We start from the raw sequence: 20,845 nt of genomic DNA, 5'->3' as shown, positions 1-20,845 counted from the left end.
ATAAATGTAAACTTCTAAAAAATCTGTTAAAATAGGGAAGAAGTAGAAGAGCGTATTATTCTTTTACTACAATAAGTGATGCTTTAGCTCCGGTCGCTAAATTCCAAATGTCGGACATAATTACATTTCCAAATTCATCCTGTACCGCAAATTGTGCTGTATTTGGGCCAGATTCTCCTTGATTTAAAGCTAAAAATTCGAGATTATTAAATCCGGGTTGAAGTTCTATAAAGTAGACTTTGAATGATTCTGTTAAGTAAACACTACTTTGAACTAATTTATCATTCAGGTAAATGCTAACTCGGTCACCATCAACCGCTTCATGATCTCGGCACATTACTTTAATGAATTTTGATTTACTTCTAAAATCACCAAAATATTTACCACGTTTATATTCTTCTTTCATTTCAACTTCGCCAGTGAGGTAATTAGGTTTTACCTCAAATTTTTTCTCCATCAGACCATAATTTTGAGTTAGGTCAATTTTTTTTTCTTCTCGAAGAGGAGTTGTATTAGGTTCAGGGGAAGGCGTGCTTTTTGGTGTGAAGAGTGAACTTCCGGTTGAGCTTGGTGTCGCACTAAAATTGCCACCAAATGAAGTTGACCTATTTGTATTATCAAATTGTGCCTGAGCTACAGGAACCAAAATAAAATAAAATAAAACAAGCAATATAAATCTCATGGTAATAAATTTCGTTTCAAATATACTAGTTAGACATTAAACAGGCTCTTAACAAAATGCTAAATGTAAATTATATTTAACAATAAGGGTGCCAAATAACTAGAAGAAGTTGTTATTTTGGTTATAATTAAAAACGAAGTCATTTTTAGCGATACTTTTTAAAAGATTGCTAAATTTGTGTAACTAATTTTATTAAAGAAGCAAAATATGTATCATTCAAAAATAGCCGGATTAGGATTTTATGTGCCTGAAAATATTGTGACCAACGATGATTTGTCAAAATTAATGGATACAAATGATGAATGGATTCAGGAGCGAACCGGAATAAAAGAACGCAGACATGTTCAAAGAGGTGATGGTAACACAACAACATCTATGGGTGTAAAGGCTGCTCAAATAGCTATACAAAGATCCGGTGTAGCAAAAGAAGATATTGATTTTATTGTTTTTGCCACTTTAAGTCCGGATTATTATTTTCCTGGTCCGGGTGTTTTAGTGCAACGTGATTTGGGTTTAAAAACGATTGGAGCTTTGGATATTCGAAATCAATGTTCCGGTTTTGTTTATGCTGTTTCTATTGCTGACCAATATATAAAAACAGGTATGTACAAAAACATTTTAGTGATAGGCTCTGAATTGCAATCGTATGGATTAGATATGACTGACAGAGGAAGAGGTGTTTCCGTTATTTTTGGAGATGGGGCAGGAGCAGCAGTACTTTCCAGAGAGGAAGATTTAACCAGCGGAATTCTTTCCACTCATTTACATTCTGAAGGGATTCATGCAGAAGAATTAGCTGTAGTTGCACCTGGGATGGGGAAACGCTGGGTGACTGATATTATTAAAGATAATGATCCTAATGATGAAAGTTATTATCCCTACATGAATGGGCAATTTGTGTTTAAAAATGCAGTTGTTCGATTTAGTGAAGTAATTAATGAAGGTTTGCTGGCTAATAATTTATCAGTTTGTAATATCAGTTTGCTTATTCCTCATCAAGCAAATTTGAGGATTTCCCAATTTATTCAACATAAATTTAAATTATCAGAAGAACAAGTGTTTAATAATATTCAAAAATACGGAAATACAACAGCAGCATCTATTCCAATTGCCTTAACTGAGGCTTGGGAGCAAGGCAAAATAAAAAAAGGGGATATTGTTGTATTGGCAGCATTTGGTAGTGGTTTTACTTGGGGAAGTGTGATTATAAAATGGTAAAATAGGTGTTAATAATAATTTATCGGTATTCTATAATATCTAATTTTTTAATAATTTTGTTTTTTTGTTTGTTATTTTAAACTTTTTAAAAATGAAACCCAAGAGAGTGCAGCACACCGGTCAAGCGAGACTTTTCGAAAGTGATATTCTAGAAATGTTGACAAAAACTCACCCAGTAATTATTTGGGGTGTTTATATTCCAATACTAAGTTATATACTTTTTAGGGCTAATCAAGTTTATGGATTAGAAGTAAAAACTATCGTATTGTTGTTTTTTTCAGGAATAATTTATTGGACTTTTTTTGAATATATTGCTCACCGATTTCTTTTTCACATGGTTAGTGATAATTTAAAAACGCAAAAAGTAGCTTATATTTTGCATGGAAATCACCATGAATATCCCCGCGACAGACAACGATTATTTATGCCTCTAGTTCCCAGTTTGATTTTAGCAACTGTCTTATTTTTATTCCACTATCTTTTTTTAGGTAAATATAATTGGGCTTTTTTTCCGGGATTTATGATTGGCTATCTTTCCTATGCTTCCATGCATTATGCCATTCATGCTTTTGATCCTCCCTTTAAATTTATGCAACCTTTGTGGAGAAATCATCAATTGCATCATTATAAAGATGAACATTTGGGTTTTGGTGTGAGTAATACATTTTGGGATCGTGTTTTTGGAACTATGTTTGATTTAACTAAAAACAAACAAGACAAGGAAAAAGTAAAAGAGTTAATGTTTGATAAAGAGAACTAAAAAAGAAGCCGCCTTAAATTTTAGGCGGCTTTTTATGAGTATAAATTATCTTACTATTGTTTGTTGTCTTTTCTATTAGTCAGTCATAATAATTGACAATTAAATGAAAGATAACTTTAATTTACAGAAAGGTGTTATAACCAAAAGTAATCAAATAGGTTAATGTTACAGGTAAAAAAAAAGACCCTCACGTGGAAGGTCTTTAATTTCTAAACAACAAAACAATATAAAACTATCTCTTTAATGAAAAGTGAGATTTGAATTCTTTAGTTTGATTATTTTCTTCATAAGTTACTGTAAACCAATAATCAGATGAAGGCATTTGCTGACCATTATATAAGCCATCCCAACCTTTTTTGTTAGGGAATAATTGGGCAATAGATTTACCATATCGATCATATATGTAGATAGTAGCTTTAACCTGTTCTTTTAAATCAACGATAGTCCACGTGTCATTGTAACCGTCTCCATTTGGTGTGAAGAATTTCGGATAGTTGATAACTAAGACAGTGTCAGTAGCAGAGCCACAACCATTTTTATCACGAACAGTAACAGAATGAATACCGGAAGCAACATTATCAAACGTAGGACTGTCTTGAAATGGACTGCCATCTAATGAATATTCATAATTTCCACCTACACCGTTTGCATTTATAGTTATAGAATTAGTGCTACTAAAAGCCATACTTACAGTAAAGTTAATAGCAGCAGGTTCTGAAGCTAATACTTCTGCAGGAGTTGGTTCAGAAGAGCATCCAGTTGCTAAACTGGTTGCAATTACACTATATATGCCAGGGGCCATTACTTGTAAAGAACTTCCTGTTGCACCTTCAATTAAGGTTGTGTCTAAATACCATTCAAATGTATGAGTAGTAGAGGATAGACCACTAAAAATGGTATATGGATTTAAAAGATTTCCTGTTTCACTTTCAATACAAACAATGCCATCTACTGGAGTTGGTTCAGGAATTTTATTGACAATTATTGTTATTGGTTTAATATCAAAACAATCAGGAACCAATGTATTATTTACTCTTACATAAACCAACTGTAATTCTGAAGAACTAAAAGAATTGATTTGACTGTAGGCATCACTCAAACTAGCATAATAACTAACAGTAAATTCACTTCCGCTTTGAGAACCTAGTACAATACTGCTTAAAGTGCTAAAATCAAAAGAGGTTATACCATCATTTTCACCATCTTCATCACAAATAGTTCTGTTAACTAACGGAACAGTATTTGCAATTGGAGTAGGAATAATTGTAACAATAAAAGAACTTTCATCTGAACAATTTGGTGAATAACCGGATAAGGCATAAATATAGATTGTTTGAGTCGTAGTAATTGAACTTCCGGCCGGAATTTGACCACCTGTTCCGTTTGGTCCTCTGAAATATTTTCCAACAGTTAAAGGTTGTAAAACATAGCTAGAACACGTTGACACATTATCTAAAACAACTACATTAAATATATTTATATCAAAACTTTTTTCATCAAAACAATTAGGTGTTGTGCCGGTTTCTGCATAAACAAATAAAGTTTGTGAAGTTGTTAATTCTGTTCCTGCCGCAATTGTTGACCCATTTCCACCTGATTGTGTAAAATAATTTCCGACAGTTAACGTAGGTAAAATATAGGAGTTACAAACGTTTACATTTGATATAGGCTCAATAACAGGTGATACATAAATAGTCACTGTAAAAGACGTTTGATCAGTACAAGAAAATGCCGGTCTAATTTGATTTTCTTTATAGATATAAATTGTTTGCGTAGATGTAATTACTGTACCTGGAGCCAGAACTGTTCCAAAACCATTTGGACCATCCAGTGCAGTATAATAAATATTGCCGGAAGTTAGAGTTGGTAATACATAACTATCACATACAGTAATGTCCTCTAAAACGTCTGCCTGAATTTCAAAAACATTTACTTGAAAACTAGTTTCAGCACTACATCCATTTTCTTCTGCATAAATATAGATTATTTGAGAAGTTGTAATTATATCACCTCCATTAAGCATAGTTCCAGTTCCATTAGTACCAGTATAATAATGGCCAAGTGTAAGGTCTGTTAAAACATAATTGTTACATCCATCAATATCTGATCTGGAATCTATTTGAGGTGGAGATAGAACTGTAACATCAAAACTTACTGAGTTTTGACAACCATTACCATCATTTAAATAAATATATAATGTTTGAGAGGAAGTAACTTCACTACCAACAGCTAAAGCTGTTCCTGTTCCATTTGGACCAGTAAAATAATTTCCAAATGGAATACTAGGCAAAAAATAACTTTCACAACTTGTTGTTACTACTGGTGTTTCAATCACTGGTAAAGCAATTGTTACTGTAAAATTTAAATTATCTGTACAGTTAGGTTGAGATTGGCTAGGGGCATACACAAATATTGTTTGTGTACTGCTTATTACTGTTCCTGCTTGTATTTGTTGTCCAGTTCCATTTGGCCCTGTAAAATAACCGCCAAAAGGTAAAGAAGGTAATATGAAATTAACACATTCACTAGTAGATGTTGGGGCATCAATGCCAATATATACTATAAAACTTGATTGACTTTCACAAAAACTATTCGCAGCATAAATATATATTGTAGTAGTTTCTGTAATTACAGTTCCGGGAGCCAATTGGTTACCTGATCCATTTGGTGCATCATAATATTGCCCATTTGAAATGGATGGTAAAGTATAAGAGGTACAATCAAATACATTTGGAAATGTCTCTGTGCTTGGTGCGGGTAATATGGTTAAATTAATTGGTAAATCTAAAACACAATAAGGTGGCTCTGGTGAAACAAAGTAAAAATAGATGGTTTGAGATGACGTTAATGTTGCACCGTTTAATTGTGTCCCTGTACCTCCCGGACCGGTATAATATCCACCAATTGCTGAATTAGGTACATTATATGAATTACAAAATTGATTATTTGTGGTATTGATATCTTCCGGTTTTATGATAGTTACCAAAAAACTAGACTGATTTGGACAATATGGTTCTATTAATCCAAGATTATAAATGTAAATTCTTTGCGTTTCATCTATAATATCACCTGCAAATTTTGCTGTACCAGTTCCATTTGGACCGGTGAAATAATTACCATTATTTAATGGAGGTAAAATATAATATTCACATACGATTACGTCATCTTTTGTATCAACTAAAGGAAGCGGTGAAACAATTAAATTGAATGATATAACACTAAAACATGTTGAATCAGTTGCATTTTGTACTCTAGCAAAAAGTGTTCTTGAAATACTTACATAGAGATTTTGACCAATAGGATTTAAGCCATTGTTTGCATTTGCTAAATTTCCATGATAGGAAACAACATTAAATTCTGGGGATTGACCATTTAGAATTTGACTATTCAATGTTGACAAAATAAAATTACCCCTTGTAGGATCTGTTATTCTTGCACATCCCAATAAATCAGATGGTTGATGAGCTACGGGAGCCGGAGTCACTAATAATTGAAATGACTTTATAGAGTAACACGAAGTATTATTTTTTTGAACTCGTACATAAATAGTTTGATTCCCAGCACTTGTGTATAGTAAGGGTAATGCACTAGTTGAATTAGTTGCTTGTGCTAATGTTGCATGATAAGTTACTGTTGTTCCTCCTGAAATTCCTGCTGTTACAACCGGATTGTTCAATGCTAAATTAAATTGATATGTTGAAGCACCTGAATCACATTTTAAAATGTCAATAGGATCTGGAGCATTAAAAACAGAGTTGTATTCTATTTGTACAATATCACTTACCACTTGACATGGGAAAGCAATATTCGTATAAGTCAATTCATAACTTCCGGGTTCTGTAATGGTCAAAGTGGGTCCGTTTTCACCGACCAAAACTACACCATCTTTTTTCCAAACAAAAGAGAACTGGGTTGCACTTAAATTGCTGTTGATTATATGTGATTCTCCACTACACAATGCAGAATTAGAAGCAATTAGTAAATCATCACCTAACACATTTTGTCCAATATTAAAACTATTGGCAGATAAAAAGATAGCTGAATCCGATTGTGGGTCTATTCTATCTGCAACAACTAATTTAATTTTATAGGGTGTATTAGGAATTAAAACAGCTGAGGCATTCATCACAACTGTTTGACCATTAAAATTGGTTGGAGATAAAGAGGCATTAGCACCTCCATTAAAAGAACCAAAAAATTGTGGATTAACAGAAGGACAAGCAGAATTGTATAGAAAATCTCTAACTGTAACTACAGATATTGGGGTATTAGTTCCCGGTACAACAGCTAGGTTAGTAGTTACTCCCGTGTTTAAATTTGTCAATAAAAAGGCAAAAGCATCAGAAAATTGACATTGAAAATTCCCATATTCTTCAGAAGCAAATAAAAAGTCAAAATCAAAATACGGAGACATTGCTGTGAAATTGAACTCTAAAACGGTTGCATTAGTTGAAGTCATAGCAATTCCGGCATTGGCTAGAATATTTTCCAAATCACTGTCACCGGGCCATGTATTTAATCCATCATTTAGCATGGAGTTGTTTGGCCCCACGGAATTCATTACATTCCCGGTACTCAGTATAACACCACTTTGCATTGGAAAATTGGGATTGGTATTTTGAAAATACCCAATTCCATTTGTTGAACCAAAGTTGGTACCTGTGCTCCAATTAATATTGTTAACTGTTAAGCATGGTGAATTCACTAACACATTTGAAACCAATTCAGGGACAGTATAGGTGGTAGTGTTCACCGTGATAGCTTGTGAAATTCCAAGTATTGGAATTAAAAGCAATAAGAAGAGTAATTTTGTTTTCATGCTTACTAATTTGGGTATTAAAACTTTTATTGAATTTTGACACAACAAATTAATAAATAAATAACGATTAAAAGCAAATAAAATCGATGAAATGCAGTTAAATGGTTATTAATAACATAAAATACTTACAAAAAATAAAAAAATAATTAGATTTTTTATCATTTAAAACAATTTTTTCGACAAAAAACCTATTCATAAATAATAAGAATGCATCTAAAGTTTTTAGAATTTAAAATTATCTTTGTCGAAATAAAGAATAATAATGAATTTAGAAGAATTTTTAAATCAACCTGTCCAAAAAGCGGTACAAACTATATTTGATATTTCTCCAGAAAAAATTGAATTTCAATTAACTAGAAAGGATTTTGAGGGTGATATTACCTTGGTTGTTTTTCCATTATTAAAATTAATTAAAGGAAACCCGATTGAAATTGGAAATAGAATTGGAACTTTTTTAGTTGAAAATGTTGTTGAGGTTGAAAAATTCAATGTGGTTTCAGGGTTTTTAAATATTGTTATTTCTGGTTCATATTACATTAAATTTTTCTCTGAAATTAAAAACAATCCAACCTTTGGATTTGTTTCTCAAAATGAAAAGGAGAAGGCAATGATGGTGGAATATTCTTCTCCAAATACCAATAAGCCTTTGCATTTAGGTCATATAAGAAATAATCTATTGGGTTTTTCCGTGGCAGAAATCATTAAAGCTTCGGGTAAAAAAGTTTATAAAACTCAAATCATTAATGACCGCGGAATTCATATTTGTAAGTCCATGTTGGCTTGGCAAAAATTCGGAAACGGACAAACACCTGAATCAACCGGATTGAAAGGGGATAAGTTAGTTGGTAATTTTTATGTAGCTTTTGATAAACAATATAAAGCCGAAATAAATGATTTAATTGCCCAAGGTCAAAAGGAAGAGGAAGCCAAGAAAAATGCTCCTTCTATCATTGAAGCTCAACAAATGCTCCTCGATTGGGAATCTGGTAAACCAGAGGTAATCGAACTTTGGAAAACCATGAACCAGTGGGTTTATGATGGTTTTGAAATAACATATAAAAATTTAGGTGTCAATTTTGATAGTTATTATTATGAAAGTAACACCTATTTGCTCGGAAAAGAAGTAGTCCAATTTGGATTAGAAAAAGGAATTTTTGAAAAAGACCCTGATGGTTCAGTTTGGATTGATTTGACAGAGGAAGGATTAGATAGAAAAATTGTGCTACGTTCAGACGGAACAGCTGTCTATATGACACAAGATATTGGCACAGCTATCCAACGGGTTAAAGATTTTCCTGATGTTGGCGGAATGGTTTATACAGTTGGTAATGAACAAGATTATCACTTTAAAGTGCTTTTTTTAATCTTAAAAAAACTAGGATTTGATTGGGCTAAACACCTTTTCCATTTATCCTATGGAATGGTAGAATTACCATCAGGTAAAATGAAATCCCGTGAAGGAACGGTTGTTGATGCTGATGATTTGATGGATGAAATGACTGAAACTGCTGCGATAATTTCAAAGGAATTAGGAAAACTTGAGGGTTATTCAGAAGATGAAAAACAAAAGCTTTACAAAATTATTGGTCTTGGTGCTTTGAAATATTTTATGCTGAAAGTTGATCCAAAAAAATCAATGCTTTTCAATCCGGAAGAATCGGTGGATTTTGCCGGAAATACGGGACCTTTTATTCAGTACACTTATGCTCGAATTCAATCTATTTTGAGAAAAGCTAATTTTGACTATTCGGAAACTATTACTACATTAATTTTACATCCAAAAGAGAAAGAATTACTGAAAATGTTGGAAATGTATCCTCGCATTATTCAAAACGCAGCAAATCAACTCAGCCCTGCTTTAATTGCCAATTATACCTACGACTTAGTTAAAGAATATAATTCATTTTATCAAACGGTTCCAATTTTACCGGAAACGGATTTAACACTAAAAAAATTCAGAGTACAATTATCTCAAAAAGTAGGCGAAACTATTAAATCGGCATTCTCCCTATTGGGAATTGAAGTTCCGGAAAGAATGTAATTTTAATGTTGTGAGTACAAAAACGTCTTATTTTTTTCAAACTTTGGCAGTAATTTTTATTTCTGCCCTTTGTTTTTTGTTTTTTAAAGAAGTGTTGCCTAAGCGAATTTTTTTAGAACCAACGATTTCTTTAAAAAATGTAGCTGTTGACAGTTTACTATTAGAAACAATTGCGTTAGAGGAAGAAATATATACAGATGAAAAAACTAGTGACACTTTTTACAGAAAAAAAATAGTTTTTGAACAAATAGATGGAATAATCTATCCTCCGGAGGAATATGGACAATATAAAGGTTTTCAATATCTAATTCCTTTTTTTGAAAAACTATACCAATTAGAAACTAAACAAGAAGGAGATATCAGAATTGCTTATTTTGGTGATTCTATGACAGATGGCGATTTAATTGTACAGGATTTTCGAAAGGCAATGCAAACACAGTTTGGAGGTGAAGGAGTTGGATTCGTTTCAATCACTTCTGAATCAGCTAGTTCCAGAAGCTCTATTTCACATCAATATTCCGGAAATTGGAAAATACAATCGTATCTGAATGTGAAGCGGCCTATAAAACCTTTTGGAGTTAATGGTCATGTTTTTTTTGCTAATGATACACTTTCTGATACTTGGGTAAGGTACAAAGCCGGATTTGGAATGCATACATCCCAACTTAATAATCCAACCTTGTTTTATGGAAATTCATCAAATAAAACGGGAGAAATGTTAATTAAAATTGGAAAAGACACTTTGATTAAAAAGCTAAATACCGAGAAACAACTAAATGCTTTAGCTATTTCAACGACTAATTTGAAAAGTTTTAAAGCAGTTTTTAAACAAGCTGATTCTATTCCAATTTACGGATTTAATTTTGATGACGGAAAAGGTGTTCATGTCGATAATTTCTCAAATCGGGGAAATTCAGGATTACCGATTTCAACTTTTAATACCAATTTAATGAAACAATTTCAAGAGCGATTGGATTATGATTTAATCATCTTGCACTATGGAACAAATGTTTTAAATTATGGTACATATAATTATAATTGGTACGAAAAAGGAATGACTCGAGTAGTCAATCATATTAAAGAATGTTTTCCGGGCGTCACAATTTTAGTGATTTCAACTGCCGATAAAGCAACCAAATATGAATTGGAAATGAAAACTGATTCGGCCGTTGTTCCTTTAACTTTGGCTCAACGAAAATATGCTGTGCAATCAAAAGCCGGTTATTTTAACTTATATGAAGCGATGGGAGGTGAAGGTTCAATGGCTAAATGGGCAGAAGAAGTTCCGCCAATGGCCAATAAAGATTATACACACTTTAATTATAAAGGAGCTCAAAAAGTTGCAGGTTTATTATATGACCAAATTCAAACCGGATATGCTCAATATAAACTAATGCGAAAAAATAAAAAAGTACTTCCAACTAAACCCACGGTTGATTCCGTTTCTTCTAAAAACAACACCGTAAATGCACAATAAATTTTTATCTTTTCTTTTTTTTATTTTATTTAGTTTTAGCCTTTCTGCTCAATCTGATTCTTTGTTCGTTGAAATTGATACAACTGAAGTTATCACGGCAATTAATGAAATAAACAACAGTAAAGCTTTAAACCCAATTTTTGATAAATTGACCAATCTCAAAAAATCAAAAGTTGGAAAGTTAAATGTTGTTCATATAGGCGATTCACACATTCAAGCCGATTTGTTTTCAGGATTAATGCGTAAAAATTTGCAGCAACAATTTGGAAATGCCGGACGAGGTCTTGTTTTTCCTCATAGTTTGGTTAAAACAAATGGAACGGTTGATGTTCGTTTTTCTTCCAACCAAACATGGGAAAGCCAACGCAATATTTATCCAAATACGGGAAATCCGGTTGGTTTAAGTGGAATAGCCCTGTTTACTAAATCCAACGATTTTACTCTTGAAATGACAGTAAAAAATCAAGAATATGTTTTTAATAAACTAAAAATTATTACTCCACAAAATATAAAAATGTTTGAGGTGGCTTTGACCTCAAAAACAATTAAAATTGAGTCAGAAATACCTAAAAATATTTTGCACAAAATTAAAAATGGAGAAAGTTTATCGGTCATTTCTGAAAAGTATGATGTTTCAATTGCTCAAGTCAAAAAAGAAAACGGACTTAAAAATAATAATATTCGAGCCGGAAAAACATTGAAAATACCGTCTAAAGAAAAAGCAAAAAAAGTAGTTGAACATTCAGAATTCATTCCTTTAGAAACCCGTTCAGAAGAGGGTTTTCATTCGTTTAAAACAGATACATTATTAAATAAAATATACTTAATTCCTGCCTTGAACCAATCGGATTATGCTTTAAACGGATTAGTTTTAGAAAATAATAATCCGGGAATTATATACCATACAATAGGCGTAAACGGTGCAAAATGCTCTGATTTTACTAAATTTCCTTTGTTCTTTGAACAATTAGCTGTTTTACAACCGGATTTAGTAATCATTTCTTTAGGAACTAATGAGAGTTTTGATAAAATGATAACCTCCGAATTTATAGTTCAGCTGAATTTGATGATGGAACTTATTTTAGCTAAAAATCCAACCACAGCTTTTTTAATTACAACTCCGCCACCTTCACAATTTAAACGAAAATTTCCTAATACTTTTGTGGCAGATTATACAAAAGAAATTCTAGTTCAAGCCGAGTTGAAAAACTATGCTGTTTGGGATATGTTTTCCAATTTAGGTGGGCTTTTCGGAGCAAATCAATTGGTAACAGAAGGAATAATTGGAGCAGATAAAGTACACTACACCAAAGTTGGTTATGAACGTCAGGGACAACTTTTAACCGAAGCTTTTTTGAATTCATTTGAAAATTATAAATTAGAAATAAATAAGTGATACCGCTTTTTAATATAAACCGTTGGGTGGTAGAGAATTTTAGACATCTCACTTGGGAACAAGTGCAAAGTTGGTTTGTTTTTGATTCCCAAAAACCACTTTTATTCAATAGTGCTTTGTTTTTAGGTTTGTTTTTGGTGTTTTATTTCTTTTATATTTTAACACAGAAAACACATCGATTACGCATTGCTTATGTTGTTGCTTTTTCGCTTTTTTTCTATTATAAATCTAGTGGAATTTTCTTTTTACTGATTATTTTTTCTTCTATTTTAGATTATGTTATTGCCAAATTAATTTATGATGAAAAAAGTAATTTTTATAGAAAATTTTATCTGATTGTCAGTTTATTGGTTAACCTTGTATTACTTGGATATTTTAAATACACTAATTTTTTTATTGATAATACGAACTTAATTTTTGATAGAAATTTTGAGCTTCAAGAAATTATTCTGCCTGTAGGAATTTCGTTCTACACCTTTCAAACCCTAAGTTATACGATTGATGTTTACAGAAAACAACTTGAACCTACCAAAAGTTTCATAGACTTTTTGTTTTTTGTTTCATTCTTTCCTCAATTAGTAGCCGGTCCAATTGTTCGTGCCAGTGATTTTATTCCACAAATATACAAGCGACTAAATCTGACAAAAGAAGAATTTAATGCTGCTTTGTTTTTGATTGTTGGAGGGTTATTGAAAAAAGCGGTCATCTCCGATTATATTTCTATCAATTTTGTAGATAGAGTGTTTGATGCTCCAAGTAGTTATACTTCATTTGAAAATCTGATGGCTTCTTATGGATATGCCATTCAGATTTATTGTGATTTTTCTGGCTATTCTGACATGGCAATTGGCTTAGCTTTATTGATGGGATTTTGGCTTCCGCCTAATTTCAGAACACCATATCAATCCGCTTCAATTACAGAGTTTTGGCGTCGTTGGCATATTTCATTATCCACTTGGTTACGGGATTATTTATACATTTCCTTAGGTGGAAATCGAAATGGAAAATTCAGAACCTATATTAATTTATTTCTAACGATGTTATTAGGTGGACTATGGCACGGTGCTTCTTGGAAATTTGTTTTTTGGGGAACTCTTCACGGTTTGGCACTAGCTTTTGAACGTTTCTTTGGTAATTTGATCAAATTACCTAAAAACCATTTAATCAAAACCTTACAAATTTTATTGACATTCCATTTTGTTGCTTTTTGTTGGTTATTCTTCCGAGCGAAAGATTTTCAAACAGCTTTTTTAATAATTGATAATATTGGTAAACTGACATTTAATCCAAATCAATGGTTGATAATTGCTCAGGGATATCAAAATGTATTTTTATTACTTTTAATAGGATTTGTTTGGCATTTTCTGCCAAATAGCGTTATTAAATTATTACAAAAAAGTTTTTATACCACTCCTCTATTTGGAAAGGCAATTCTTTTGGCTTTTGTCTATTGGATAGTATATGCTACCGCTTCTGCAGGACCACAACCCTTTATTTATTTCCAGTTTTAAAAACTACCAATTGCTATTTAATTAATAAATAGTAAATTATAACAATATTTGATTATTGATACCGTTTATTTTATATAATAGATGTTTTTATATTGTTAATTTAAAATAAATGATACAAATGAAAAAGTTAATTTTAATTCCTTTATTATTCGGTGTTTTTATGCTGAATGTTGCTTCAACTTGTAGCAATGACGACGATAGCAGTTCGTCTAACAATCCTTCAATTACAGATGTGAACAACAATGTTGTAAATGGTACTTGGCAAGTGACTTTGTTTTCAGAAAGTGGAAGCACTCAAACGTCAAACTTCTCTGGTTATAACTTTAATTTTGCAACTAATGGAACTTTAACAGCAGTTAATGGAAATACAACTATGACCGGAACTTGGAGCACCGGAACTGACGATAGTACACCTAAAATGTACATTATTTTCAATGTTTCCAACGGATCATTTGAAGAAATTAGTGAAGATTGGAGAATTCTTTCTAATTCAAGTTCAAAAATTGAATTGAAACACATTAGTGGTGGAGATGGAAGCATCGATTTGCTTACTTTTGAGAAAAGTTAATTAGATTTTATGAAAAGTATCTTGGCTTATTTTGATAATGAATTAATTAAATCATTTGAAAAAGAGGGTATTGTTAAAAAAGTGCCTAAGGATATAGAGCTCATTCGCGATGGTCAATATATAAATTCTATTCCCATCGTAATAGATGGTCTTGTAAAGGTATTTACAAAATATAATGAAAAAGAATTTCTGCTTTATTATATTCAACCTTCAGAGAGTTGTGTCATGTCTTTTATAGTCAGTAAAAAAAATGAGCCAAGTACTTTTTTTGCCAAAACAGAGGAAGACAGTGAAATATTGTTATTACCCGCAAATAAAGTGCAAGAATGGATTAAAAAATATCCTTCTTTTAATGCCATGTACTTCAATTTGTTTAACGAACGTTATTTTGATTTAATCAACACACTCAATCATGTTTTGTTTGATCGGTTAGATGCTCGATTATATGCTTATTTAAAAGAGAAAAAAGAGTTATTAAATTCTTCCGTTATTTCTATTTCGCACAAAGATATTGCTTACGAAATGGGAACTTCCCGAGAGGTAATTACCAGAGTTTTAAAAAAACTGGAAGCTGAGTCAAAAGTAATTCAAACCTCAAAAGGAATAGAAATTTTGTAGAGGTGACTTTAGTCACTTTTTTTTGATTTTAGTTGATTTACCTTTACGGATGTAAACAAATTAAAATCAAAATCGTATGAAAGCAAATGTTGGAAACACAGACAAATTGATTAGAATCGTATTAGCAATCGTATTTGGTACATTTTTTTTTACGAATACAGTTACCGGAATTTTAGGGATGGCTCTTTTAATTTTTGGAATAATTCTTATTGCGACCAGTTTAATTAGTTTTTGTCCAATATATCCCTTACTTGGAATAAATACATGTCCTAAAAAAACTAAATCATGAAAAGAATTTCACATTTACTATTTTTTTTTTCATTTCTAACTTATGCTCAAGTCAATGTAGAGTGGTCAAATTATCCAGGCGGTGTTTCTGTTGCCGTAAACCAATTGCATGAAGTGTATTCGGCAAATTGGGATTATAATCCAGCCGGTGATATCACTTTAACCAAACGAAATTCGTCCGGTAGCATTTTGTGGAATTCAACATTTGACAATGTCGACAACACAAGGCACGAAGTGGTCACTTGGCTTGAAACTGACAGTCAAAATAATTGTCTGGTTTCAGGAACAATTCGATCAGGATATTCAAACCCTGTTAACGCAGCGAGTTTATTAATGAAATATAATCCGCAAGGAGAATTACTTTGGAGAGTTGTATTTGAGGCCTCCTTTGAAGGTTCATATACAAAGAAAATAGTAGTTGATTCTTCGGATAATATTTATGTTTTGGGATTAGGGATGGGCTCTAATGGCTTAGTTACAAGAGTTAAAAAGTTTAATTCGAATGGTGAAACAGTATGGACCTATTATGATAGTAACGGAATTGGTGCACCCATCAATATCAAATTTACAACGGACAATGCTTTGGTAGTTTCAGGAAGAGGAATAACCGGTATAATCAATGGTTATTTAAAACTTAGTATAGAGGGTAATTTAATTTGGAGTAAAGCAGGGATAACAAGTTCAACAATTGGAGATATTGTCGGGGATTCTTTTGGGAATTCTTATATCATAAATGGGGAAAATGTTGTTTCAAACGCCGGAAGTATACTTGAAAAATTGGATGGAAATGGTGCTTCGATTTGGTCTCATACTAATTCCATGGCAGGAAGCAAAGTTGAAGTTGGTTCTGATAATAATCCAATCATCAGTGGTTTTCCTAACTCGGGAACAGGAGGAGCAGCTTTTATGAAATATAATTCAGATGGATCTGTACTTTGGCAAAATTTAAATGCTGATGGGCCGGAAATATTGCTTCTTCATGGTCAATTGAAATTAGATGTAGCAAACAATGCCTATCTATCTGCAGGGAATTTGTTTAATATGGCAGTTTGTAAAATCAATTCTGACGGAACAAATGGCTGGGTTGGTTTAGTTTCTGGAAGCAGTTCGGCTAGTTCATTTGTTATTGATACTGATAATTCAGTTTACGTTGTTGGAGGAACAACAGCTAAACTTGGACAAACCCCACTAAATATTAATTCGTTTACTCAGTCAGATTTTTTAATTTTTCCAAATCCCTTTGAATCAAAATTCACTATCCTATCGAATAATATTGGTGACTCAAAAAAAGTGTTTATTTATGATTTTACCGGTAAATTAATTTACAAAGACAATTTTTCAGGATTAAATACCGATATATTTTTATCTACTATTTCTAATGGAATTTATTTTATAAATATTGAAGATAAAAACGGAAAAGTTTTTCGTCAAAAGTTGATTAAAAATTAATTACTATTCAAATTGAATAAAAAAAAGCTGCATTTTTTTCTGCAGCTTTTTTTACGCATAGTAGGACAAGTGGCATTATTTTAACTAACTAACTTTAATCATCTAATAAATCTGTAAATTCTTTAATTTTATTTTTAATAAGGTGTGCCAAATTTTGATTTCCATCCGGATCATTTGGGCTAATTTCAATAACACCATCTCCATTTCCATCAACTGCAACAGATAAATCAACACTAGCTAAAATAGCATCTAAATTAAAATCGAAAACGATAGTAGCAGTATTTTCAGCAATTACTAAACTTTGACCTAAATCGTGGTAATCAATTTCGAATTTTTCTTCAACATTGTGCCAAAACAGGAAAGGGACTCCATCTATTGTTCCTTGAATCTGAATTGATTTATTATACATTGTGCTTGATGAGTCACGGTTTCGGTTCATTTTGAATTCTACTTCTTCATAGGAGCCGTTAGGCAGATTTAATGAAGTAATAGTCGTTTGACCACTTAATAAATCAATTTCAAACGGACCTCTTAATTCAATTTCTTCTTCATCACCATAATAACCGTCATGATTACTATCATGGTCATCACTATGATGATTTCCGTTGTCATCATTTCCGTTGTCATCATTTCCATTGTCATCATTTCCGTAATAATTATCATCCAATTTAAATTCAATTTCTTTCAAATTAATTTTAAATTCCGAAATTGTAACGACGCTATTTTGTCTGGCTCCTCTTGAACCACCTCCGGAATAGGTCGCTTTGGCAACAATTTTTAAATTGTCAATTTTAGAATCTGTACTAGAAGCACTATCATCTTTGCTGCACGAGATTGTCAATACTAAAAGTATTAGTAGACTAAGTAACATTTTTTGGGTTTTCATGTTTATTACGTTTTAAATTATAGTACTAAAACAGTTTATGTTGAAGAAACCCTACCATAAAATTTAAAAATTTGCTAAAATCATTTTTTGATGCTTATTTGGATTGTGTTATCTTTGCACTTCATCATTAGAAAATCCATTTTATGTTCAGTAATTTAAGCGATAAACTCGACAAAGCTTTCCATATTTTAAAAGGTCACGGTAAAATTACCGAAGTAAACGTTGCAGAAACCTTAAAGGAAGTGCGTCGTGCCTTACTTGATGCCGACGTGAATTTTAAAATTGCTAAAGATTTTACGACAGCTGTCAAAGAAAAAGCCATTGGTCAAAACGTTTTAACGTCTTTGCAACCGGGTCAATTAATGGTGAAGTTAGTGAAAGATGAACTAACGGAATTAATGGGTGGCTCTGAAGTTGGTATAAACCTTTCCGGAAATCCATCCGTTATTTTAATGTCGGGATTACAAGGTTCGGGTAAAACGACATTCTCAGGAAAGTTGGCCAACTTTTTAAAAACTAAAAAAGGCAAAAAACCACTTTTAGTAGCTTGTGATATTTACCGTCCGGCGGCAATTAATCAGTTGCATGTTGTTGGTGACCAAATTGGGGTGGAAGTTTATTCAGAATCTGAAAATAAAAATGCTGTTGAGATAGCTCAAAATGCAATTAAGTATGCCAAATCAAACGGATTTAATGTTGTCATTGTCGACACTGCAGGACGTTTAGCCATCGATGAGCAAATGATGAACGAAATTGCTAATGTTCATAAAGCAATTCAACCACAAGAAACTTTATTTGTAGTCGATGCCATGACAGGTCAAGATGCTGTGAATACCGCAAAAGCATTTAATGACAGACTGAATTTTGATGGTGTTATTTTAACCAAATTAGATGGGGATACCCGTGGTGGAGCTGCAATTTCAATTAAATCAGTTGTAGATAAACCAATTAAATTTATTGGAACGGGAGAAAAAATGGAAGCGATTGACGTTTTCTATCCTTCTCGTATGGCTGACAGAATTTTGGGAATGGGCGACGTAATTTCATTAGTTGAACGTGCTCAAGAACAATATGACGAAGAAGAAGCCCGAAAATTACAAAAGAAAATAGCCAAAAATGAATTTGGTTTTGATGATTTCTTAGCTCAAATTCAACAAATTAAGAAAATGGGAAACATGAAAGATTTGGTTGGTATGATTCCCGGAGCCGGTAAAGCGTTGAAAGATGTAGAAATTGAAGATGATGCCTTCAAACACATTGAAGCGATTATCCATTCAATGACTCCTTTAGAAAGAACGAAACCCGTAGTGATTGACGGTAAAAGAAAAATTAGAATAGCAAAAGGTTCAGGAACTAAAGTTGAGCAAGTAAACCAACTCATGAAACAATTTGATCAAATGAGTAAAATGATGAAAATGATGCAAGGCGGAGGCGGTAAAAATCTCGCCAAAATGATGGGCGGAATGAAAGGAATGAAATAATACTACTGAGACGCGATTTTTCGCGTCTTATTTTTTTATAAAAACACAACTAACTTTTTATAATGCAAAAGTAAATGCATAACTACTAAACTAAATAAAATGGAACTACTGGATGGAAAAAAAATAGCAGAAGACATTAAAAATGAAATTGCTGCGGAAGTTCTAAAAATGAAAGCTAATGGTGAAAAAGTTCCTCACTTAGCAGCCATAATTGTTGGTAATGACGGAGCAAGTTTAACCTATGTTGGAAGTAAAGTAAAATCGTGTGAGCGGGTTGGATTTGAAAGTACTTTGATTAAAATGCCTAGTACCACCTCTGAAACTGAACTGCTTAAAAAAATTAAAGAACTTAACGAGGACGATAATATTGACGGTTTTATTGTGCAATTGCCTTTGCCAAAACAAATAGATACGCAGCATGTAATTATGTCTATCGATCCTAGTAAAGATGTAGACGGTTTTCATCCGGAGAATTTTGGAAAAATGGCGTTAGATATGAGTACATTTATTCCGGCAACTCCTTTTGGAATACTAGAGTTATTAGAACGTTACGGAGTTGAAACACAAGGAAAACATACTGTAGTGATTGGTAGAAGTCATATTGTCGGAAGGCCAATGAGTATTTTGATGGGAAGAAAAGGTTTTCCGGGAAATTCAACAGTTACATTGACACATAGTTACACTAAAAATATTGCTCAAATAACCACTCAAGCGGACATTATTATCACGGCTTTGGGTGTGCCAAATTATTTAAAAGCGGAAATGATTAAAGATGATGCCGTTGTAATCGATGTGGGAATTACCAGAGTTTTGGATGAAACTAATGAAAAAGGGTACAGAATTACAGGTGATGTAGATTTTGAAAATGTGAGTAAAAAGGCTTCCTTTATTACGCCTGTTCCCGGGGGAGTTGGTCCTATGACTATTGCAATGTTATTGAAAAATACTTTATTAGCAAGAGATCAAAAAAAGAATGAAAAATAAAAAGTAAATAAAAACAAAAACCCAAGTGATGGCTTGGGTTTTATTTCATACTATTTTTGATAATTAACTACCATTTGAAACTGCTCCGGTTATATTCATAGTCACTTGAATATTTTCTACTTGATCAATATTCTTAAAGTTACCGGTATATTGAATTGTATAATTATTTCCTCCGTTTGAAATGATTTTTACAGTTCCGGTTGGAGCATTTCCACTAACGGACGACTGAGAAATAATGTTTGTTTTTGCAACTAAGGAAGTCCAACCTAAACAGGCTCTGTTTTGACTGGCTAATATATTTTCTAAATCAATTGGGTTATCTTCATCTTGATCAGTAGAAATTTGATAATCACCGGCTAAAGATTGTCCTGATTTTAAAAATAAATCAAATGTAACTGTTGCTACATCCGTCATTCCTTTAATACCATTAATGATAAAAGTGTTACGGTTATACATGCTACCATTTACTTCGATTGCATCTGGTGAAACGACATTGACAATTCCTTGTGTTGCTGGTAAGTCATAAGTAATTCCATCCACCACAAAAGAAGTTGAATTTTGAGGAGAATCACTATCGCTATCACTACAACTGTTGAAAAGGAAAGCAGAAATACAAACCAATAAAAATACTAGTTTTTTCATAATTTTAAATTTAATGTTTTATCAA

Annotated in this window: 16 protein-coding genes; 12 read left to right on the top strand and 4 right to left on the bottom strand. The window is 32.3% G+C overall.

Annotation, left to right across the window (positions count from 1 at the left end):
• Window positions 1-55 precede the first annotated feature (55 nt).
• The gene (locus ACIQ2Z_RS03895; protein WP_396182850.1) at window positions 56-682 is read right to left on the bottom strand and encodes a hypothetical protein; all 627 of its coding nucleotides are present in this window, start codon (window positions 680-682) and stop codon (window positions 56-58) included.
• 207 nt (window positions 683-889) lie between these two features.
• On the opposite strand from ACIQ2Z_RS03895, the gene ACIQ2Z_RS03890 reads away from it, so the two are divergent.
• Together ACIQ2Z_RS03890 and ACIQ2Z_RS03885 are read left to right on the top strand one after the other, a co-directional pair.
• Complete coding sequence (locus ACIQ2Z_RS03890; RefSeq protein WP_396182849.1) at window positions 890-1,900, top strand: 3-oxoacyl-ACP synthase III family protein; 1,011 nt, start codon at window positions 890-892, stop codon at window positions 1,898-1,900.
• Window positions 1,901-1,991: 91 nt separating this feature from the next.
• A complete protein-coding gene (locus ACIQ2Z_RS03885) occupies window positions 1,992-2,660 on the top strand; it encodes a sterol desaturase family protein (RefSeq protein ID WP_396182848.1) in 669 nt (222 codons plus the stop codon).
• A 232-nt stretch (window positions 2,661-2,892) separates the two neighbouring features.
• Here the strand turns inward: ACIQ2Z_RS03885 and ACIQ2Z_RS03880 are convergent, their stop codons facing one another.
• On the bottom strand, window positions 2,893-7,479 hold the full coding sequence (locus ACIQ2Z_RS03880; protein WP_396182847.1) for a choice-of-anchor L domain-containing protein: 4,587 nt from the start codon (window positions 7,477-7,479) through the stop codon (window positions 2,893-2,895).
• A 262-nt stretch (window positions 7,480-7,741) separates the two neighbouring features.
• Between ACIQ2Z_RS03880 and argS the strand changes: the two genes are divergently transcribed.
• From argS to ACIQ2Z_RS03840, 8 genes are all read left to right on the top strand, one after another.
• Complete coding sequence (argS, locus tag ACIQ2Z_RS03875; protein WP_396182846.1) at window positions 7,742-9,520, top strand: arginine--tRNA ligase; 1,779 nt, start codon at window positions 7,742-7,744, stop codon at window positions 9,518-9,520.
• Between the two features lie 43 nt (window positions 9,521-9,563).
• On the top strand, window positions 9,564-10,997 hold the full coding sequence (locus ACIQ2Z_RS03870) for a GDSL-type esterase/lipase family protein (protein WP_396182845.1): 1,434 nt from the start codon (window positions 9,564-9,566) through the stop codon (window positions 10,995-10,997).
• Window positions 10,987-12,393 carry a LysM peptidoglycan-binding domain-containing protein gene (locus tag ACIQ2Z_RS03865; protein WP_396182844.1) on the top strand — a complete coding sequence of 469 codons (1,407 nt, stop codon included), beginning with the start codon at window positions 10,987-10,989 and terminating at the stop codon, window positions 12,391-12,393. Before ACIQ2Z_RS03870 ends, ACIQ2Z_RS03865 begins: the two co-directional genes overlap by 11 nt.
• Window positions 12,390-13,904: an MBOAT family O-acyltransferase gene (locus ACIQ2Z_RS03860; protein ID WP_396182843.1), complete on the top strand. Its 1,515-nt coding sequence runs from the start codon at window positions 12,390-12,392 to the stop codon at window positions 13,902-13,904. The genes ACIQ2Z_RS03865 and ACIQ2Z_RS03860 overlap by 4 nt, the downstream gene beginning before the upstream one ends.
• Window positions 13,905-14,022: 118 nt before the next feature.
• Window positions 14,023-14,472: a hypothetical protein gene (locus tag ACIQ2Z_RS03855; protein ID WP_396182842.1), complete on the top strand. Its 450-nt coding sequence runs from the start codon at window positions 14,023-14,025 to the stop codon at window positions 14,470-14,472.
• Window positions 14,473-14,481: 9 nt separating this feature from the next.
• The gene (locus tag ACIQ2Z_RS03850) at window positions 14,482-15,090 is read left to right on the top strand and encodes a Crp/Fnr family transcriptional regulator (RefSeq protein ID WP_396182841.1); all 609 of its coding nucleotides are present in this window, start codon (window positions 14,482-14,484) and stop codon (window positions 15,088-15,090) included.
• A gap of 76 nt (window positions 15,091-15,166) precedes the next feature.
• Window positions 15,167-15,379 carry a DUF2892 domain-containing protein gene (locus tag ACIQ2Z_RS03845; protein WP_396182840.1) on the top strand — a complete coding sequence of 71 codons (213 nt, stop codon included), beginning with the start codon at window positions 15,167-15,169 and terminating at the stop codon, window positions 15,377-15,379.
• Window positions 15,376-16,827 (top strand): T9SS type A sorting domain-containing protein, encoded by a 1,452-nt coding sequence (locus ACIQ2Z_RS03840; RefSeq protein WP_396182839.1) that lies wholly within the window; start codon window positions 15,376-15,378, stop codon window positions 16,825-16,827. Before ACIQ2Z_RS03845 ends, ACIQ2Z_RS03840 begins: the two co-directional genes overlap by 4 nt.
• 94 nt (window positions 16,828-16,921) lie before the next feature.
• Here the strand turns inward: ACIQ2Z_RS03840 and ACIQ2Z_RS03835 are convergent, their stop codons facing one another.
• Window positions 16,922-17,713 (bottom strand): hypothetical protein, encoded by a 792-nt coding sequence (locus ACIQ2Z_RS03835; RefSeq protein WP_396182838.1) that lies wholly within the window; start codon window positions 17,711-17,713, stop codon window positions 16,922-16,924.
• 143 nt (window positions 17,714-17,856) lie between these two features.
• Here ACIQ2Z_RS03835 and ffh point away from each other — a divergent pair, with 143 nt between their 5' ends.
• Window positions 17,857-19,194 carry a signal recognition particle protein gene (gene ffh / locus ACIQ2Z_RS03830; RefSeq protein ID WP_396182837.1) on the top strand — a complete coding sequence of 446 codons (1,338 nt, stop codon included), beginning with the start codon at window positions 17,857-17,859 and terminating at the stop codon, window positions 19,192-19,194.
• 99 nt (window positions 19,195-19,293) lie between these two features.
• Window positions 19,294-20,178, top strand: a complete 885-nt coding sequence (locus tag ACIQ2Z_RS03825) for a bifunctional 5,10-methylenetetrahydrofolate dehydrogenase/5,10-methenyltetrahydrofolate cyclohydrolase (RefSeq protein ID WP_396182836.1) — start codon at window positions 19,294-19,296, stop codon at window positions 20,176-20,178.
• Between the two features lie 63 nt (window positions 20,179-20,241).
• On the opposite strand, the gene ACIQ2Z_RS03820 is transcribed toward ACIQ2Z_RS03825, so the two are convergent.
• Complete coding sequence (locus ACIQ2Z_RS03820; RefSeq protein ID WP_396182835.1) at window positions 20,242-20,820, bottom strand: hypothetical protein; 579 nt, start codon at window positions 20,818-20,820, stop codon at window positions 20,242-20,244.
• Window positions 20,821-20,845 lie beyond the last annotated feature (25 nt).

The organism is Flavobacterium sp. (genome assembly GCF_044361015.1).
In the GTDB taxonomy this organism is placed as follows: domain Bacteria; phylum Bacteroidota; class Bacteroidia; order Flavobacteriales; family Flavobacteriaceae; genus Flavobacterium.
This window is presented reverse-complemented; position numbering and strand designations above follow the sequence as displayed.

What these genes read in the sequence shown, in the direction of transcription:
- ACIQ2Z_RS03865 (WP_396182844.1), top strand. Translation starts at nt 10,987, where the DNA reads ATGCACAATAAATTTTTATCTTTTCTTTTTTTTATTTTATTTAGTTTT.
- ACIQ2Z_RS03820 (WP_396182835.1), bottom strand. Translation starts at nt 20,820, where the DNA reads ATGAAAAAACTAGTATTTTTATTGGTTTGTATTTCTGCTTTCCTTTTC.
- ACIQ2Z_RS03850 (WP_396182841.1), top strand. Translation starts at nt 14,482, where the DNA reads ATGAAAAGTATCTTGGCTTATTTTGATAATGAATTAATTAAATCATTT.
- ACIQ2Z_RS03890 (WP_396182849.1), top strand. Translation starts at nt 890, where the DNA reads ATGTATCATTCAAAAATAGCCGGATTAGGATTTTATGTGCCTGAAAAT.
- ffh (WP_396182837.1), top strand. Translation starts at nt 17,857, where the DNA reads ATGTTCAGTAATTTAAGCGATAAACTCGACAAAGCTTTCCATATTTTA.
- ACIQ2Z_RS03895 (WP_396182850.1), bottom strand. Translation starts at nt 682, where the DNA reads ATGAGATTTATATTGCTTGTTTTATTTTATTTTATTTTGGTTCCTGTA.
- ACIQ2Z_RS03835 (WP_396182838.1), bottom strand. Translation starts at nt 17,713, where the DNA reads ATGAAAACCCAAAAAATGTTACTTAGTCTACTAATACTTTTAGTATTG.
- ACIQ2Z_RS03880 (WP_396182847.1), bottom strand. Translation starts at nt 7,479, where the DNA reads ATGAAAACAAAATTACTCTTCTTATTGCTTTTAATTCCAATACTTGGA.
- ACIQ2Z_RS03845 (WP_396182840.1), top strand. Translation starts at nt 15,167, where the DNA reads ATGAAAGCAAATGTTGGAAACACAGACAAATTGATTAGAATCGTATTA.
- argS (WP_396182846.1), top strand. Translation starts at nt 7,742, where the DNA reads ATGAATTTAGAAGAATTTTTAAATCAACCTGTCCAAAAAGCGGTACAA.
- ACIQ2Z_RS03840 (WP_396182839.1), top strand. Translation starts at nt 15,376, where the DNA reads ATGAAAAGAATTTCACATTTACTATTTTTTTTTTCATTTCTAACTTAT.
- ACIQ2Z_RS03825 (WP_396182836.1), top strand. Translation starts at nt 19,294, where the DNA reads ATGGAACTACTGGATGGAAAAAAAATAGCAGAAGACATTAAAAATGAA.
- ACIQ2Z_RS03855 (WP_396182842.1), top strand. Translation starts at nt 14,023, where the DNA reads ATGAAAAAGTTAATTTTAATTCCTTTATTATTCGGTGTTTTTATGCTG.
- ACIQ2Z_RS03885 (WP_396182848.1), top strand. Translation starts at nt 1,992, where the DNA reads ATGAAACCCAAGAGAGTGCAGCACACCGGTCAAGCGAGACTTTTCGAA.